The following is a 16,291-nucleotide window of genomic DNA, read 5'->3' as shown; positions in this document are numbered from 1 at the left end:
TCACGCCGGTTCCGCCGGCCCACGCCGAAGGATCCCCATGAGCACCCCCACGTCCCCCGAAGCATCGTCGACCCCGCACGGCGCCGCAGCCCGCCGCGGCCCGTTCCGCGCAGGGGAGCGGGTGCAGCTGACCGACGAGAAGGGCCGGATGAACACCATCACCCTGACGCCCGACGGCGCGTTCCACACCCACAAGGGCTTCCTGCAGCACGACACCCTGATCGGCGCCTCCGAGGGCACGATCCTCGAGAACACCAGCGGCCAGCTGTACCAGGCGCTACGGCCCCTCCTGTCCGACTTCGTGCTGTCGATGCCGCGCGGTGCCGCGGTCGTCTATCCCAAGGACGCCGGGCAGATCGTCACGATGGCGGACATCTACCCGGGCGCGCGCGTCGTCGAAGCCGGTGTCGGCTCCGGCGCCCTGTCGATCTCGCTCCTGCGGGCGGTCGGCGACTCCGGGTCCCTGCACTCGTTCGAGCGGCGCGAGGAGTTCGCCGACATCGCCCGCGGCAACGTCGAGACGATCTTCGGCGGGCCCCACCCTGCGTGGCGGATCACGCTGGGCGATTTCCAGGAGCAGGTGCTGGTGGAGGAGGAGCCCGGCTCCGTGGACCGGGTGGTCCTCGACATGCTCGCCCCCTGGGAATGCCTCGACGCCGTCGCCACCGTCCTCGCCGCCGGCGGGGTCTGGATCAGCTACGTCGCGACGGTGACCCAGCTGTCCCGCACCGCCGAGGCCGTCCGCGCCGACGGGCGCTTCACCGAGCCGGAGGCGTGGGAGTCCATGGTGCGCGGCTGGCACCTCGAGGGCCTCGCCGTCCGGCCCGACCACCGCATGGTCGCCCACACCGGATTCCTCATCACCACGCGGCGCCTCGCGGACGGGGTCACGGGATTCACCCCGAAGCGCAGGCCGTCGAAGACCGGCTTCAGCGAGGAGGACCTCAACGCGTGGACCCCGCAGGCCGTAGGCGAACGCGACGTGTCCGACAAGCGCCTGCGCCGGGTGGCGCGTGACGCGGCGTCGACCATCCAGCGCGGCTCCCTCCCGCCGGAGGAGGCCCAGGCCCGGCGCGACGCCATCGCCGACGGCGGCTCGGTCGAGTAGTCGCCGATCCGTCCCCGGTCCCTCACGAGGACGACCCCGAGGACGACCCCGAGGACGACCCCGGGGACGACGCCGGGGAGGCGCCTGTGGTGGCGCGGGGGAGTCGGGGCAGGCACCGCCAAGCCGGCGTCGCCGTCCCTGGCGCTGCGGTGTTTCCTGTGCGTCGACACTGGGGTGTTTTCTGTGCGTTGACACTGCAGTGTCGACACCGGGCGGAACTCCGCGCACCGCGGGCCCGGCTCTGCGCTAAGGTCGAAAGACAGCCGAACGTCGAACATGAGGTGGCGAACCCGAATGCCCGAATCAGACGACTACGCTCCAGCCGCTGACCAACGCGGCCCCGACACTCCCGCGGTCGACCACTCGGTGGCCCAGCGCCAGCTGAACGTACTGCGGGACAAGCTGCGGCACATCGACCGGCAGCTCGCCGCGGCCACCCAGAACAACGGCAAGCTCGTCGCCGCCCTCGAATCCGCCCGCACGGAGATCGTCCGGCTCAAGGCAGCCCTCGAGAAGGAGGGCGCCGCCCCCTTCAGTTTCGCGACCGTGATGCAGGTGAACCCGAAGCGCCCGTCCGAGCCCGGCACGACCACCGAGGCGACGGTGCAGGACACCGCCGACATCCTGCAGTCCGGGCGGAAGCTCCGTGTCACCGTCAGCCCCCTCATCAGCGTCCGCCAGCTCGCGCCGGGGCAGGAGGTGCTGCTCAACGAGTCGCTCACGATCGTCGCCGCCCTCGGCTACGAGCGCGCGGGCGAGATCGTCACCGTCAAGGAGCTCCTCGGCGTCGACCGGGCCCTCGTGGTGGGGCGCACGGACGACGAGCGCGTCATCCGGCTGAGCGGTCCGCTGCGCACCGAGAGGATCCGTGTGGGCGACGCCCTCGCCGTGGACACCAAGTCCGGCTACGGGCTCGAGAAGGTCCCCCGCAGCGAGGTGGAGAACCTCGTGCTCGAGGAGGTCCCGGACATCGCGTACGGCGACATCGGCGGGCTCGGGCCGCAGATCGAACAGATCCGGGACGCCGTCGAACTGCCGTTCCTCCACCCCGACCTCTACCGGGAGCACGGCCTCAAGCCGCCCAAGGGGATCCTGCTCTACGGGCCTCCGGGCTGCGGCAAGACCCTCATCGCCAAGGCCGTCGCCAACTCGCTCGCGGCACGCGCCGCGGAGCGGGCGGGCGTCGACCAGATCCGCAGCTACTTCCTCAACATCAAGGGGCCGGAACTGCTCGACAAGTACGTGGGGGAGACCGAGCGCCACATACGCCTGATCTTCGCCAGGGCCCGGGAGAAGGCCTCGGACGGGAGTCCCGTCGTCGTGTTCTTCGACGAGATGGACTCGCTCTTCCGCACCCGCGGCACCGGCGTGTCCTCCGACGTCGAGACGACCATCGTGCCGCAGCTGCTGAGCGAGATCGACGGCGTCGAGAAGCTCGAGAACGTGATCGTCATCGGCGCCTCCAACCGGGAGGACATGATCGACCCGGCCATCCTGCGGCCCGGCCGGCTGGACGTGAAGATCAAGATCCAGCGGCCCGACGCCGAGGGCGCCGCCGAGATCTTCGCGAAGTACATCACCGCGGACCTCCCGCTCCACGCCGACGACCTCGCGGAGAACGGCAACGATCCGAGGACGACCATCGCCGAGATGATCCGCCGCACCGTGGAGCAGATGTACTCCACGGACAAGTCGAACGAGTACCTCGAGGTGACCTACGCCAACGGCGACACGGAGATGCTGTACTTCAAGGACTTCAACTCCGGCGCCGTCATCCAGAACGTGGTGGACCGCGCCAAGAAGTACGCCATCAAGGACCTCCTGCTCGACGGCAGCAAGGGCCTGCGCATCGAGCACCTCATGCGGGCCGTGGTGGACGAGTTCCGCGAGCACGAGGACATGCCGAACACCACGAACCCCGACGACTGGGCGCGCATCTCCGGCAAGAAGGGCGAGCGCATCACGTACATCCGCACCATCGTGCAGGGCAAGGCGGGCCAGGAACCCGGCAAGTCGATCGAGACGACGGCCAACACCGGCCAGTATCTGTGATCGCAACCGGCGGACGACGGACCGCGCCGGGGACGGCGCTCCCCGCGGTCGGTGAGGGGATCTCCGTCCACCGCGTCATGGGCACCGAGACCGAGTACGGCATCATCGCGCCCGCCCTGCCCTCGGCGAATCCCACCCTGCTGTCCTCCCAGGTGGTCAACGCCTACGCCGCCACCCTGCGCGAGGGACTGGGCAACCTGGCCGGTACGCGGTGGGACTACACGGACGAGACACCCCTCACCGACGCCCGCGGCTTCCGCATGGACCGCGCGAGCGCCCACCCGAGCCAGCTCACGGACGAGCCCGCCGAACTCAGCGCCGAACAGATCGCGCTCGAACGCGGCGAGCCCACGGAGGCCGCCGTCCTCATGAACCTCGTGCTCAACAACGGCGCGAGGCTCTACGTCGACCACGCCCACCCCGAGTACTCGTCGCCGGAGGTGACCAACCCCCTCGACGCCGTCCTGTGGGACCGGGCGGGCGACCACGTCGCCGTCACCGCCATGCAGCGGATCGGGGCCATGCCGGGCTTCTCGCCCGTGATCCTCTACAAGAACAACACCGACAACAAGAGCGTCTCCTACGGGTCCCACGAGAACTACCTGGTGCCCCGCGGCGTCCCGTTCTCCCGGCTGGCCGAGGCGCTGATCCCCTTCTTCGTCTCCCGCCAGGTCATCTGCGGCGCAGGGCGGGTGGGCCTCGGGCCGCTCAACCAGGAGCCGGGGTTCCAGATCAGCCAGCGTGCCGACTTCTTCGAGAACGAGATCGGCCTCGAGACCACCGTCCGGCGGCCCATCATCAACACGAGGGACGAGCCGCACGCCGTCGCCGAGAAGTACCGGCGGCTGCACGTCATCATCGGCGACGCCAACCTCAACGACGTGTCCAACTACCTCAAGGTCGGCACCACCGCCCTCGTCCTGTCCCTCATCGAGCAGGGCCTCGCCCCGGTGCCCCTGCTCGAGGACCCGGTCGCGGCACTGCACACCATCAGCCACGACCCCTCGCTGCGGGCCACGGTGCGCCTCACGGACGGCCGGAGCGTCACCGGGCTCGACCTCCAGGGCCTGTACTGCGACGCGGTGCTCGCCGCGCTCCCCGCGGACGCGGACGAGCAGACCCGCGACGTCGTCGACCGCTGGCAGTCGCTCCTCGCGACGCTGCGCCGGGAGCCCATGGACGCCGCCCGGCAGGTGGACTGGATCGCGAAGCTGAAGGTCCTGGAGGCGTACCGGGCGCGGGACGGGCTCGCCTGGACCGATCCACGGCTGGCGCTGATCGACCTGCAGTACGCGGACCTGCGGCCCGAGAAGGGCATCTACCAGCGGCTCGCACGCCGGAACGACGTCGACCTGCTCGTGACGCCCGCGGAGGTGGCGCGGGCCGCCGTCGAACCGCCGCGGGACACGCGCGCCTACTTCCGCGGCCGGTGCATCGCCGAGTACCCCGCGGAGGTGGTGGGCGCGAGCTGGGACTCGCTGATCTTCGAGCTCGCGGGGGAGCGGAGGCTGCAGCGCGTCCAGACCCGTGAGCCCCTCCGGGGAACTGCGGCCCTGACCGCGGAGTTGTTCGAGGTGGCTGCCGACGCCGAGGATTTCCTCGCCCGATTGTTGAGCGGCCCCGATCGCCGCGTGGCACCATAGGATTGCGATCCGAGAACGGATCACGGACACGGAAGGGAGCCATCATGGCGACGCAGGACCGCAGGACCACGAGCGGATCGGCAACCGAGGCCGAGGAGGAGACCCCCGGCCCCGCCCCCGCTGCTCCCGCCGCCCAGGACTCCGCGGAGACCCAGGGCGTGGACGATCTCCTCGACGAGATCGACGGTGTCCTGGAATCCAACGCGGAAGAGTTCGTCCGCGGATTCGTGCAGAAGGGCGGCCAGTAGCGGATGCTCCCGGACGATGCAGCAGCGGCGGTCCCCCGGGCCGCCTCGACCTCCTTCGCCGACTACCTCGGCGCGCACCATCCCGGACTGCTGCCGTCCAACCGCACGCTCGGGCCGAACACCGGCTCCGTGGACGCCTCGCACCTCGCCCCGCACGCCACCACGATCGTCTCCCTGACCTTCCCCGGCGGCGTCCTGATGGCGGGCGACCGGCGGGCGACCATGGGCAACGTCATCGCGAGCCGCCACATCGAGAAGGTCTTCCCGGCCGACCGCTCCTCGGTCCTCGGTATCGCGGGCAGCGCCGGGATCGGGCTGGACCTGACCCGGCTCTTCCAGGTGGAGCTGGAGCACTACGAGAAGATCGAGGCCACGATGATGAGCCTCGACGGCAAGGCCAACCGCCTCGCGGCGATGGTCCGCCAGAACCTCCCCATGGCGATGCAGGGCCTCGCCGTCGTGCCGCTCTTCGCAGGGTTCGACACCGACCGCCACGTCGGGCGGCTGTTCTCCTTCGACGTCACGGGAGGGCGGTACGAGGAGCACGAGCACCACTCGGTCGGATCCGGCTCGGTGTTCGCCCGCGGGTCGCTGAAGAAACTGTGGAACCCGCGCCTGGACGAATCCTCCGCCGTGCGTGTCGCGGTGGAAGCCCTGTACGACGCGGCCGACGACGACTCGGCGACGGGCGGGCCGGATGCCGTCCGGTCGCTGTGGCCGGTGGTCTACGTCGTGGACGCGGCCGGTGCGCGGCGCGTCCCCGAGCGTGACCTCGAAGCCGTGGCGCACGCCATCATCGACGCCCGCTCCGCGGCGGGCAGGGAGGCCTAGGCCATGACCCAGCAGTTCTACGTCTCCCCGGAGCAGCTCATGAAGGACCGCGCGGACTTCGCGCGGAAGGGCATCGGCCGCGGGAGGTCGGTCGTGGTGATGAGCTGCCGCGACGGGATCGCCCTCGTCGCCGAGAACCCCTCACCCTCCCTGCACAAGCTGGGCGAGATCTACGACCGCATCGCGTTCGCCGCCGTCGGGAAGTACAACGAGTTCGAGAGCCTCCGGCAGGCAGGCGTGCGCTACGCGGACGTGCGCGGCTACTCCTACGCCCGGGAGGACGTCACCGCCCGGGGGCTGGCCAGCGTCTACGCGCAGAGCCTGGGTGCCGTGTTCACCGCGGAGAGCAAGCCGTTCGAGGTCGAGCTCGTGGTGGCCGAGGTGGGCCGCAGTCAGGACGCCGACCACCTGTACCGCCTCACGTTCGACGGCTCGATCGCCGACGAGTCGGGCTTCGTCGTCATGGGCGGTGCCGCCGACGTCGTCGTCGACGCGCTGCAGGGCGCGTGGTCCTCGGATCTCGGCCTTCCCGAGGCGGTCCGGGCCGCCGCCCGGGCCCTGCGGAGCGGTGGGACCAGCGGCGGGACCAACGGCGCCCCCGCGGACGGCGATCGGCCCGCGCTCGATCCGTCGGTGCTCGAGGCCGCCTTCCTCGAACGGGATCCCGACACGCTGCGGGGCAGCCGCCGCGCGTTCCGCCGTATCGGCGGCCCCGAGCTCGAGGCCATACTGCAGGACGAACAGGACACCTGATGGACCGGCGCATCTTCGGAGTCGAGACAGAGTTCGGCATCTCCTACTCGGGCCCGAACTCGCGCCCGCTGTCCCCCGAGGAGGTGGCCCGCTACCTGTTCCGCAAGGTCGTCAGCTGGGGGAGGTCCTCCAACGTCTTCCTGACGAACGGGTCACGCCTGTACCTCGACGTCGGTTCGCACCCCGAGTACGCCACTGCCGAGTGCGACGACCTCGCCCAGCTCGTCGCCCACGACCGCGCGGGCGAGCTGATCCTCGAGGACCTCGTCTCGGAGGCGCAGCGCAAGCTGGCGCAGGAGGGCTACGACGGCAAGATCTACCTGTTCAAGAACAACACCGACTCCGCCGGGAACTCCTACGGCAGCCACGAGAACTACCTCATCCCCCGGAAACTCGAGTTCGCGCGGCTCGCCGACATCCTCATCCCGTTCCTCGTGACGCGGCAGCTCCTCGTCGGCGCAGGCAAGGTCCTCAAGACGCAGACCGGCTCCATCTACGCGTTCTCGCAGCGCGCGGACCACCTGTGGGAAGGCATCTCCTCGGCCACGACCCGCTCCCGGCCCATCATCAACACGCGCGACGAGCCCCACGCCGACGCGGAGCACTACCGACGGCTGCACGTGATCGCCGGTGACTCCAACATGTCCGAGACGACGATGCTGCTGAAGATCGGGTCGGTGGACCTGCTGCTGCGCATGGTCGAGGCCGGCGAGGTGATGCGGGACTTCCGTCTCGAGAACCCCATCCGCAGCATCCGGGAGATCTCGCACGACCTCACGGGCCGGCACGTCCTCAAACTCGCGAACGGCCGGCACATGACCGCCCTCGAGATGCAGCGCGAGTACCTCGCCCGGGTGACGGCGTTCGTGGACCGCCACGGCGCGCACAACGACCACGTCCCGGCCATCCTCGACCTGTGGGAGCGCGTGCTCGACGCCGTCGAGACCGGGAACACCGCCGGCATCGACACGGAGGTGGACTGGGCGATCAAGAAGAAGCTGATCGACCGCTACCTCGCCCGGTCCGGCGGGGACCTGGACTCGGCCCGGGCCGCCCAGCTCGACCTCACCTACCACGACATCTCGCGGTCGCGCGGACTGTTCTTCCTGCTGCAGGCCCGGGGTGAAGCAGCGCGCGTCGTCGACGACACCGCGGTGAAGGAGGCGGTGGACATCCCGCCGCACACCACGCGCGCCCGGCTGCGCGGGGAGTTCGTGCGCCGCGCGAAGGAGGCGAACCGCGACTACACGGTCGACTGGGTGCACCTCAAGCTCAACGACCGGGCGCAGCAGACCATCCTCTGCAAGGACCCGTTCACGTCCGTCGACGAACGCGTGGAGGCGCTGCTGCAGCAGCTGTGACGCGGGCACACCGGCTCGATACCGGCCGCGCACCGGTCCTGCGGGCCCCCGTGCGTCCGTCAACGGCCCGCCCCGAGGAGAAACCGTGGGGCCCGAGCCGTTAGGCTTGTCGGGGCCCTTTGATCCGCGGGCAGCCCGACCTGGACACCAATCTGAAAGTGGTTCTGTGCGAAAAGTACTAGCAATCCTTCTCCCGCTGCTGCTGCTGTTGCTGACGGCCTGCGGCGGACCGACGACGGACAACCTGACGGGGGAGTCATCGGGGAAGTCGGCGGGAGCCGCCGAGATCTTCGACACCGTCAAGGTGACCGGCGGGTCCGACGAGGAAGCACCGACCGTCGAGTTCGAGTCGCCCCTGGACACCAGCGCCGCCGCCGCGAAGACCGTGGCGGAGGGTGAGGGGAACGAGATCAAGGAGGGCGAGCAGATCAGCGTGCAGCTCGTGGCCCTGAACGCCGAGGACGGCTCGGTGCTCGGAGAGACCTACAGCCAGGGCGAGCCCCAGGTCCTTCCCCTCGACGACACGTTCAAGGGCGAGTTCCCCGAACTCTTCGACGTCCTCATCGGTTCGAAGGTCGGCTCGCAGGTCGCCTTCGCCACGCCCCCGCCCGCTGCGGCGGAGGGAGCACCCGAGACCCCGAACCAGATCCTGGTCCTCAAGGTCATCTCGTCCGAGCAGCCCCCGCCCGAGCCCGAGGTGCTGTCCCCCGAGGACGTGCAGAAGCTCGACGACGAGGGCCGGCTGCCCACCTTCACGTTCGGTGACAAGGGCGCCCCCGAGGTCACGATCCCCGAGAACGACCCCTCCGAGGACCTCGTCGTGAAGGTGCTCGAGGAAGGCGACGGCGAGGTCCTCGCCGAGACCGACACCATCACCGCGAACTACACCGGCTGGACCTACGCCGACGGTCAGAAGTTCGACTCGAGCTTCGACCGCGGCGAGCCGGCCAGCTTCCCGCTGAACGGCGTCATCACCGGCTGGACGAAGGGCCTCACCGGCCAGAAGGTCGGCTCCAAGGTGATGCTCGTCATCCCCGAGCCGTGGGCCTACCCCACCGCCGGCGAGGGCCAGCCCTCCGGCACGCTCGTGTTCTTCGTCGAGATCGTCAGCAAGGACGCCGCCCAGTAGTCCGGCCCCCGCGGCCTGACCGGCAGTACCCCGCCCCCTTACGAGAGGAAACCATGTCCTTCGGACAGCGCAAGTTCGACCGGCAGAAGCCCGAGATCGACTTCCCGGCCCACGACGCCCCCACCGACCTCGTCATCGAGGACATCGTGGAGGGCACCGGCGACGAGGCCAAGGCCGGGAACACCGTGTCCACGCACTACGTGGGCGTGGCCTTCTCCACGGGCGAGGAGTTCGACGCGTCCTGGAACCGCGGCGCGCCGCTCGACTTCCGCGTCGGTGTCGGCCAGGTCATCCAGGGCTGGGACCAGGGGCTCCTCGGCATGAAGGTCGGCGGGCGTCGCCGCCTCGAGATCCCGTCCCACCTCGCCTACGGCCCGAGCGGCGCGGGCTCCGCAATCGGCCCGAACGAGGCGCTGATCTTCGTGGTGGACCTGCTCGCCGTCCGGTAGACCCGGCACATACATCACTGCGGCCCGGGAGGGACGCAGGTCGACGCCGGTCGACCTGCGTCCCTCCTGCCGCGTCGAGGAAAGGTAGGGTTTCACCGTGTCCGCAAAACGTACCGAACGCCTCCTCACCCTCGTGATCATGCTCCTGTCGAGCCGCCGCGGGTTCACGAAGGAGGAACTCTTCGAGGAGATCGACCTGTACCGCGAGGCGACGTCCGTGGCCGCGCGGGAGAAGCTCTTCGACCGGGACAAGGCGGCCCTCCGCGAACAGGGCATCCCGCTCGAGTCCTTCAGCGAGGACACGCTGTTCGACCACGACAACACGGTGCAGCGCTACCGCATCGACGCCGAGGACTACCGCCTCGGCGGTGTCACCTTCCAGCCCGACGAGTACGCGGTCCTCAACCTGGCAGCGGGGGTGTGGGACCAGGGGTCCCTCGACTCGGCGGCGTCGAGGGCCCTCCGGAAGCTGAGCTCCCGCAGCTCCGACGGAGGGGTCGAACTGACGCCCCTCATCCAGCCCCGCATCACCACCGACGCACCCCACTGGGACGTCGTCTGGCAGGCGCTGACCTCCCGGGCGCCCCTGCGCTTCCCCTACCGTGCGGCCAGCACCGGGCGCGAGGAGATCCGCACCATCCACCCGTGGGGCATGGGCGCCCGGTTCGGGCACTGGTACGTCGTCGGCTTCGACACCACCCGCGGCGCCGAGCGCTTCTTCCGACTGTCCCGCATGACGGGGGAGCCGGTCGTGCTGCCCGGGACCTTCGACGTCCCGGCGTCCTTCGACATGAACCAGACGCTGTCCTCGCTCTCGCGGCGTGAACCCGACCGCATCGCCCTCGTCGCCGTCCGGCCGGGTTCCTGCCAGGTGCTGAGGGTCCGCAAGGACGCGGAGGTCCTCCGCACGGGGGAGGAGTGGGACGTCCTGCGCGTGCCGTACGCGGCGTCGAGCCCCATGGCGGCGACCGTCGCAGGGCTGGGCGTCAATGCCAGGGTGCAGGAACCCCAGGAGCTCGCCGTGGAGGTCGGGCGTCTGCTCGACGGCGCCTACCAGGCCGCCAGGTCAGCACCACGCGGCCTCGAGATCACCGGCGGCGTGCGGCCGGCACCCCGGCGCAAGTCCTCCGCGCAGGACCACCTGCTCCGCCTGCTCGACCTCGTCCCCTACCTCCTGGCGAACCCGGGAGCGGAAGTGGGGGAGACGGCACGCAGGTTCGACGTCAGCGAGAGCCAGCTCACCAAGGACCTCGACCTCCTGTTCGTCAGCGGGCCGCGGCACTACCCCGACGGTCTGATGGACGTCAACATCGAGGACGGCCGGATCTACCTCACCAACGCGCGTGACCTCGCGGAGCCCGTGAAGCTGAGCATGGACGAGGCCTGCTCGCTGATCGTCGGCCTCCAGGCGCTCCGCGAACTGCCCGGGATGAGGAACAACGAGGCGATCGTCAGCGCCCAGACGAAGCTCACCGCCGCCGCCGGCGACGCCGCGCGCATCGGCACGGCGGTGGCGACGAAGCTGACCGAGGACGACATCGATCCCACGCTGGAGGTGCTGCAGGCCGCCCTGCACTCCCGGGTGCGCGTGGCCGTGGACTACTTCGTGCCGACGCGCGACGAGATCACGCATCGCCTCCTCGAGCCGATCCGGATCTTCCTGCACCAGGACACCTGGTACCTCGAGGCGTGGAGCGTCGACTCCGAGGGGCTGCGCAACTTCAGGCTGGACCGCATCCAGAGCGCCGCGCTCACCGACCAGCCCGCCACAGCCCTGGTGGACGAGGAGTCCCTCGCCCGGGACCGGCGCGCCACCCTGCCGTACCGGTCCGGGGACGCGGACCAGGCCGTCACGCTCCTGCTGGAGCCGCGGGCGCGCTGGATCGCGGCGCAGTACAACGCGGACGCCATGGAGGAGCTCGGCGAGGACCGGCTCGTCGCGCGGCTCAGGGTGGCGTCGAGCGCCTGGATCCCCGGCCTCGTGGCGGGACTCGGCGGGTCCGCCGCCGTCGTCGGCCCGGACCGTCTGCGCGAGGAGACCCTCCGCTGGCTCGAGGCAGCCCGTGCCCATCAGGCCCTGGCCTAGACTGAACCCATGCTGTGGTGGATGTGGATCGTGCTGTGGGTGGCGGTGGTGGCCGTCAGTGTCATCTTCCTGACCGTCATCGGGTTCCGCGTGTTCCGCCGCGGGATGCGAACTCTCGGTGAATTCGGGGAAGCGATGGACCGCCTCGAGGTGAACGTGCCTGCCGACGACGGCCTCGCGCCCCACCATGCCGGGGTGCCCGGGATCCCCGTACCCGCCGTGTTCTCCCGGCCGGAGGACGTCCGGACCGCACGCCGGCTCGCCCAGACGCGCCGCGCCGACGACCGGCGCAGCCGCCGGATCGTCAAGCGTGCCGGCCGCGGGCAGCCGCAACTCCTGCAGGACATGCCCCACCTGTGACCTAAACTGGTGGGGGGATCAACGAGAGGAACTGGGCATGAGGCTCGAAGGCTGGCACATCGTCATCATCATCGTTCTTGCGATCGTTCTGTTCGGGGCACCGAAGCTGCCGGGCCTGGCCCGCAGTGTCGGCCAGTCCCTGCGGATCTTCAAGTCCGAGGTGAAGCAGATGAAGGACGAGAACAACACGCCCGACGCCGGGACGGACCCCGTCGAGGGCCGCGTGGTCACCGACCCCGCGCCGCAGGCCAATGCGCAGACCTATGCGCCCACCTACCAGTCGCCGGTCCAGCACCCGGGGCAGCCCGGCCAGCAGTACGGCCAGCAGGACGGCCGGCCGGCACCGCACTACCAGGGTGACGTCCGCGCCGACGGCACCCAGGCGGGCCCATCGCAGCACGGCAGTTCCCCCTCCGCCAGCCAGTAGCCCGGGACGCCCCGGTGTCACCAGCAAAGGCCCGCCAGCGTGGCAGGAAGGCCAACCCCGAGGGGCGGATGGCCCTCAAGGAGCACCTGCGTGAAGCACGCAACCGGCTGTTCAAGTCGGCGATCGCGGTCATCCTCGGGACGGTCGCCGGGTTCTTCGTCTACGAACCCGTCCTGCGCGCCCTGGCCGCACCGATCATCGCGATCAACACCCAGGAGGGCAGGACGGCGTCGCTGAACTTCGACAGCGCCGCGTCTCCCTTCGACCTGCTCATCCAGGTCTCGGTGTTCCTGGGCCTGGTGATCTCCAGTCCCGTCTGGCTGTACCAGTTGTGGGCGTTCATCACGCCCGGACTGAAGCGGAAGGAACGCCGGATCGCCCTGGCGTTCATCGCCGTCGCGTTCCCCCTGTTCCTCGGCGGCATCGCCCTGGCCTGGCTGATCCTGCCCAACGCGGTCCGGGTCCTCACCGAGTTCACCCCGGAGGACTTCTCCAACTACATCAGCGTCTCGGTGTACTTCACGTTCGTGCTGCGGCTCATGCTCGCGTTCGGCATCGCGTTCCTGCTGCCCGTCGTCCTGGTGGGCTTGAACATGGTGGGGCTGGTCTCCGGCAGGCAGATCCTCAAGGCGTGGCGGATCACGGTGTTCCTCGTGTGCCTCTTCGCGGCGATGGCCGCCCCGGGCGGGGACGCGCTGAGCATGTTCTACCTCGCGGTGCCCCTGCTGCTGCTGTTCTTCGTCGCCATCGGGCTGTGCCTGCTCAACGACCGGCGCCGCGCCCGCCGCACCGCAGCCCGCGAAGCAGCCGTCGAGGCCACCGCCGACACCGCCTCCCCCCTCGACGCCCTGTAGGCGGGCACCTGTCGGCCGGTGCCTCCCGACACCCTCCCGGCCGGGCCCGCAAGCACGACCGGCACCCACCGGGGGAGGGCAGGCGCGGCGTGCCTGCCCCGGGCCGACCGTCTAGGGTGGAAAGATGACCACCCCCGCGGAGAGATACGCCGCTGCAAAGGCCCGTACGGAACGCTCACGGACCCAGCTGTTCCGGTTCGCGCAGACGCTGGGCTTCGAGCTCGATCCGTTCCAGCAGGAGGCGTGCACGGCCCTCGAGGCGGGCAGAGGAGTACTCGTCGCGGCGCCGACGGGGGCCGGCAAGACCGTGGTGGGCGAGTTCGCCGTGTTCATGGCGCTGCAGCAGGGCCTGAAGGCCTTCTACACCACCCCCATCAAGGCCCTCAGCAATCAGAAGTACTCGGAACTGGCGGCGGTGCACGGCGCCGACCGCGTGGGACTGCTCACGGGTGACACGAGCATCAACGGCGATGCCGACGTGATCGTGATGACCACCGAGGTGCTGCGGAACATGCTCTACGCGAACTCCGACGCCCTCGACAACCTCGGCTACGTGGTGATGGACGAGGTGCACTACCTCGCCGACCGCTTCCGCGGAGCGGTGTGGGAGGAAGTGATCATCCACCTGCCCACCGAGGTGAAGCTGGTCTCCCTGAGCGCCACCGTGTCCAATGCGGAGGAGTTCGGCGCCTGGCTGGACACCGTCCGCGGCGACACCGACGTCGTCGTGTCCGAACACCGTCCCGTCCCGCTGTGGCAGCACGTGATGGTGGGGCAGAACCTGATGGACCTGTTCGCCGGCGACATCGCGTTCGACGAGGCGGCGCCCGCCGGCGCGGCGACCGGTGCGCGGGACCAGTACGACGTCAACCCCGAGCTGCTGGAACTGGCGAGCAACGAGATCCGGCTCAACCAGCGCGCGAACTGGGGCGGCGGCGGCAGGCGCGGCAGGCAGCGCAACGGCCGCGGCGGCCCTCCGCAGGTGAGCGCGGTGCGGCGCGCCACGCGGCCCCAGGTGATCAGCGCCCTGGACCGCACGGACCTGCTGCCCGCCATCACCTTCATCTTCTCCCGGGCCGGCTGCGAGGGCGCCGTGACCCAGTGCCTGAACGCCGGGCTGTGGCTGACCACGGAGGACGAACGCGACGAGATCAGCGAGACGATCGACCAGGCCACGCTGGACATCCCGCGCGACGACCTCGAGATCCTCGGCTTCTGGACCTGGCGGGAAGGCCTCATCCGCGGTTTCACGGCACACCACGCCGGGATGCTGCCGACCTTCAAGGAGATCGTCGAGCGCCTGTTCGCCGCGGGTCTGGTCAAGGCGGTGTTCGCCACCGAGACGCTGGCGCTCGGCGTGAACATGCCCGCCCGGACGGTGGTGCTCGAGAAGCTCGACAAGTTCAACGGCGAGGCGCACGTGGCCGTCACGGCGGGTGAGTACACCCAGCTCACCGGCCGCGCCGGCCGCCGCGGGATCGACGTGGAGGGCCACGCCGTCGTGCTGTGGCAGCCCGGCACCGACCCGGGGGCCGTGGCGGGCCTCGCCTCACGCCGCACCTACCCGCTGAACTCGAGCTTCCGGCCGACCTACAACATGAGCATCAACCTCATGGCCCAGTTCGGCCAGGAGCGCTCCCGCGAGATCCTCGAGACGTCCTTCGCCCAGTTCCAGGCCGACCGCTCCGTCGTCGGCCTGGCCAAGCAGGTGCGCAGCCGCGAGGAGTCGCTCAAGGGCTACGAGACGTCGATGACCTGCCATCTCGGCGACTTCCGGGAGTACGCGAACCTCCGGCGCGAACTGTCCGAACTCGAGTCGAGGGCATCGCGGGACCGCTCCCGGACCCTGAGGTCCGCCGCCGAGACCTCGCTGGAGGCCCTGCGACCCGGCGACGTGATCGACGTCCCCGGCGGACGGAGCCAGGGGTACGCCGTCGTCCTCGACAGCGACACGTCCAGGGAACCCCGGCCCACGGTCCTCACGCTCGAGACGCAGATCCGCCGCGTCGGCGTCTCCGACCTCGACGGGCCCGTCGAGGTGCTCTCCCGCGTCCGCATCCCGAAGCACTTCAGTGCGCGCAGCCCGAAGGACCGCCGCGACCTGACCTCGTCGCTGCGGAACGCGCTGGAGGAGAACCGCCCACCGCGCAGGGGGGCGGACCGCGTCTCGGCCGGCCACTCCGCGTCGGCGGCCGCCGAGGAACGCGCCATCACCGAGCTCCGACGGCGCCTCCGCGCCCACCCCTGCCACGGGTGCAGCGAACGGGAGCAGCACGCGCGTTGGGCGGAACGGTGGTGGAAGCTGCGCCGGGAGACCGACAACCTCGCGGGGCAGATCCGCGGCCGCACGAACACGATCGCCAAGACCTTCGACCGAGTCTCGGAGGTGCTCGGCCACTACGGCTACCTCGAGTACACCGACGGCGGCGTCTCGGTCAGCGCCTCGGGCCAGAAGCTCCGCCGCATCTACGGGGAGAAGGACCTCCTGATCGCCCTGTGCATCGAGGAGGGCGCGTTCAGCGACCTCGACGCCGCCGAACTCGCCGCGCTCACCACGGTGCTCGTGTACCAGGCGAAGCGCGAGGAGCGGGGGGTGCGGCCCGTCATGCCGAGCGTCGCACTGGAGGGGTCGGTGGAGACGATCATCCGCCAGTGGTCGCAGCTGAACGACGTCGAGGAGCAGCACCGGCTGCCCGTCACCAGCGAGCCGGAGCTGTCGCTCGTCTGGCCGATGTTCAAGTGGGCGCAGGGCCGGTCCCTGCAGTCCGCCCTGAGCGGTACGGAACTCGCGGCCGGGGACTTCGTGCGCTGGTCCAAGCAGGTCATTGACCTCCTGGACCAGGTCGCCAAGGTACCCGACCTGCCGGGCCATCTGCAGCAGACGTGCGTCCGCGCCATCCGGCTGGTCCGCCGGGGCGTGGTGGCATACTCGAACATCAGCGAGTAGTCCCGCTCAGGGACACCTACCGACCACAGAAAGCCGCGCAGCA

14 protein-coding genes are annotated in these 16,291 nt (G+C 70.2%); all 14 read left to right on the top strand.

All coding sequences use genetic code 11. From position 1 onward, the window contains the following. The first annotated feature begins 37 nt into the window (after positions 1-37). The 14 genes from ACX80K_RS02750 to ACX80K_RS02685 all read left to right on the top strand — a co-directional run bounded on the left by ACX80K_RS02750 (position 38) and on the right by ACX80K_RS02685 (position 16,248). Complete coding sequence (locus ACX80K_RS02750; RefSeq protein ID WP_459270331.1) at positions 38-1,108, top strand: tRNA (adenine-N1)-methyltransferase; 1,071 nt, start codon at positions 38-40, stop codon at positions 1,106-1,108. 294 nt (positions 1,109-1,402) lie between these two features. Beyond that, positions 1,403-3,160 carry a proteasome ATPase gene (gene arc, locus ACX80K_RS02745; RefSeq protein WP_459270330.1) on the top strand — a complete coding sequence of 586 codons (1,758 nt, stop codon included), beginning with the start codon at positions 1,403-1,405 and terminating at the stop codon, positions 3,158-3,160. Positions 3,161-3,237: 77 nt separating this feature from the next. Further along, positions 3,238-4,803 (top strand): depupylase/deamidase Dop, encoded by a 1,566-nt coding sequence (gene dop, locus ACX80K_RS02740; RefSeq protein WP_459270672.1) that lies wholly within the window; start codon positions 3,238-3,240, stop codon positions 4,801-4,803. Between the two features lie 44 nt (positions 4,804-4,847). Continuing rightward, positions 4,848-5,051, top strand: a complete 204-nt coding sequence (locus ACX80K_RS02735) for a ubiquitin-like protein Pup (RefSeq protein ID WP_459270329.1) — start codon at positions 4,848-4,850, stop codon at positions 5,049-5,051. Positions 5,052-5,054: 3 nt separating this feature from the next. Next, positions 5,055-5,882 (top strand): proteasome subunit beta, encoded by an 828-nt coding sequence (gene prcB / locus ACX80K_RS02730; RefSeq protein WP_459270328.1) that lies wholly within the window; start codon positions 5,055-5,057, stop codon positions 5,880-5,882. 3 nt (positions 5,883-5,885) lie between these two features. Continuing rightward, positions 5,886-6,635 (top strand): proteasome subunit alpha, encoded by a 750-nt coding sequence (gene prcA / locus ACX80K_RS02725; protein WP_459270327.1) that lies wholly within the window; start codon positions 5,886-5,888, stop codon positions 6,633-6,635. Beyond that, positions 6,635-7,996 (top strand): Pup--protein ligase, encoded by a 1,362-nt coding sequence (gene pafA / locus ACX80K_RS02720; protein ID WP_459270326.1) that lies wholly within the window; start codon positions 6,635-6,637, stop codon positions 7,994-7,996. The genes prcA and pafA overlap by 1 nt, the downstream gene beginning before the upstream one ends. Before the next feature lie 166 nt (positions 7,997-8,162). Continuing rightward, on the top strand, positions 8,163-9,125 hold the full coding sequence (locus ACX80K_RS02715; protein ID WP_459270325.1) for an FKBP-type peptidyl-prolyl cis-trans isomerase: 963 nt from the start codon (positions 8,163-8,165) through the stop codon (positions 9,123-9,125). 53 nt (positions 9,126-9,178) lie between these two features. Beyond that, the gene (locus tag ACX80K_RS02710) at positions 9,179-9,574 is read left to right on the top strand and encodes an FKBP-type peptidyl-prolyl cis-trans isomerase (RefSeq protein WP_459270324.1); all 396 of its coding nucleotides are present in this window, start codon (positions 9,179-9,181) and stop codon (positions 9,572-9,574) included. Between the two features lie 97 nt (positions 9,575-9,671). Then, positions 9,672-11,660, top strand: a complete 1,989-nt coding sequence (locus tag ACX80K_RS02705) for a helix-turn-helix transcriptional regulator (RefSeq protein ID WP_459270323.1) — start codon at positions 9,672-9,674, stop codon at positions 11,658-11,660. 9 nt (positions 11,661-11,669) lie between these two features. Beyond that, positions 11,670-12,020: a hypothetical protein gene (locus ACX80K_RS02700; protein WP_459270322.1), complete on the top strand. Its 351-nt coding sequence runs from the start codon at positions 11,670-11,672 to the stop codon at positions 12,018-12,020. A gap of 37 nt (positions 12,021-12,057) precedes the next feature. Further along, positions 12,058-12,447: a Sec-independent protein translocase subunit TatA gene (gene tatA / locus ACX80K_RS02695; RefSeq protein ID WP_459270321.1), complete on the top strand. Its 390-nt coding sequence runs from the start codon at positions 12,058-12,060 to the stop codon at positions 12,445-12,447. 68 nt (positions 12,448-12,515) lie between these two features. Further along, positions 12,516-13,301, top strand: coding sequence for a twin-arginine translocase subunit TatC (gene tatC / locus ACX80K_RS02690; RefSeq protein ID WP_459270671.1), 786 nt, complete (start codon positions 12,516-12,518; stop codon positions 13,299-13,301). Between the two features lie 124 nt (positions 13,302-13,425). Beyond that, complete coding sequence (locus ACX80K_RS02685; protein ID WP_459270320.1) at positions 13,426-16,248, top strand: DEAD/DEAH box helicase; 2,823 nt, start codon at positions 13,426-13,428, stop codon at positions 16,246-16,248. The last annotated feature ends 43 nt before the right edge of the window (positions 16,249-16,291 follow it).

This window comes from Arthrobacter sorbitolis, assembly GCF_054510995.1.
The sequence above is the reverse complement of the archived record's forward strand: the minus strand, read 5'-3'. Positions and strand labels throughout refer to the sequence as shown.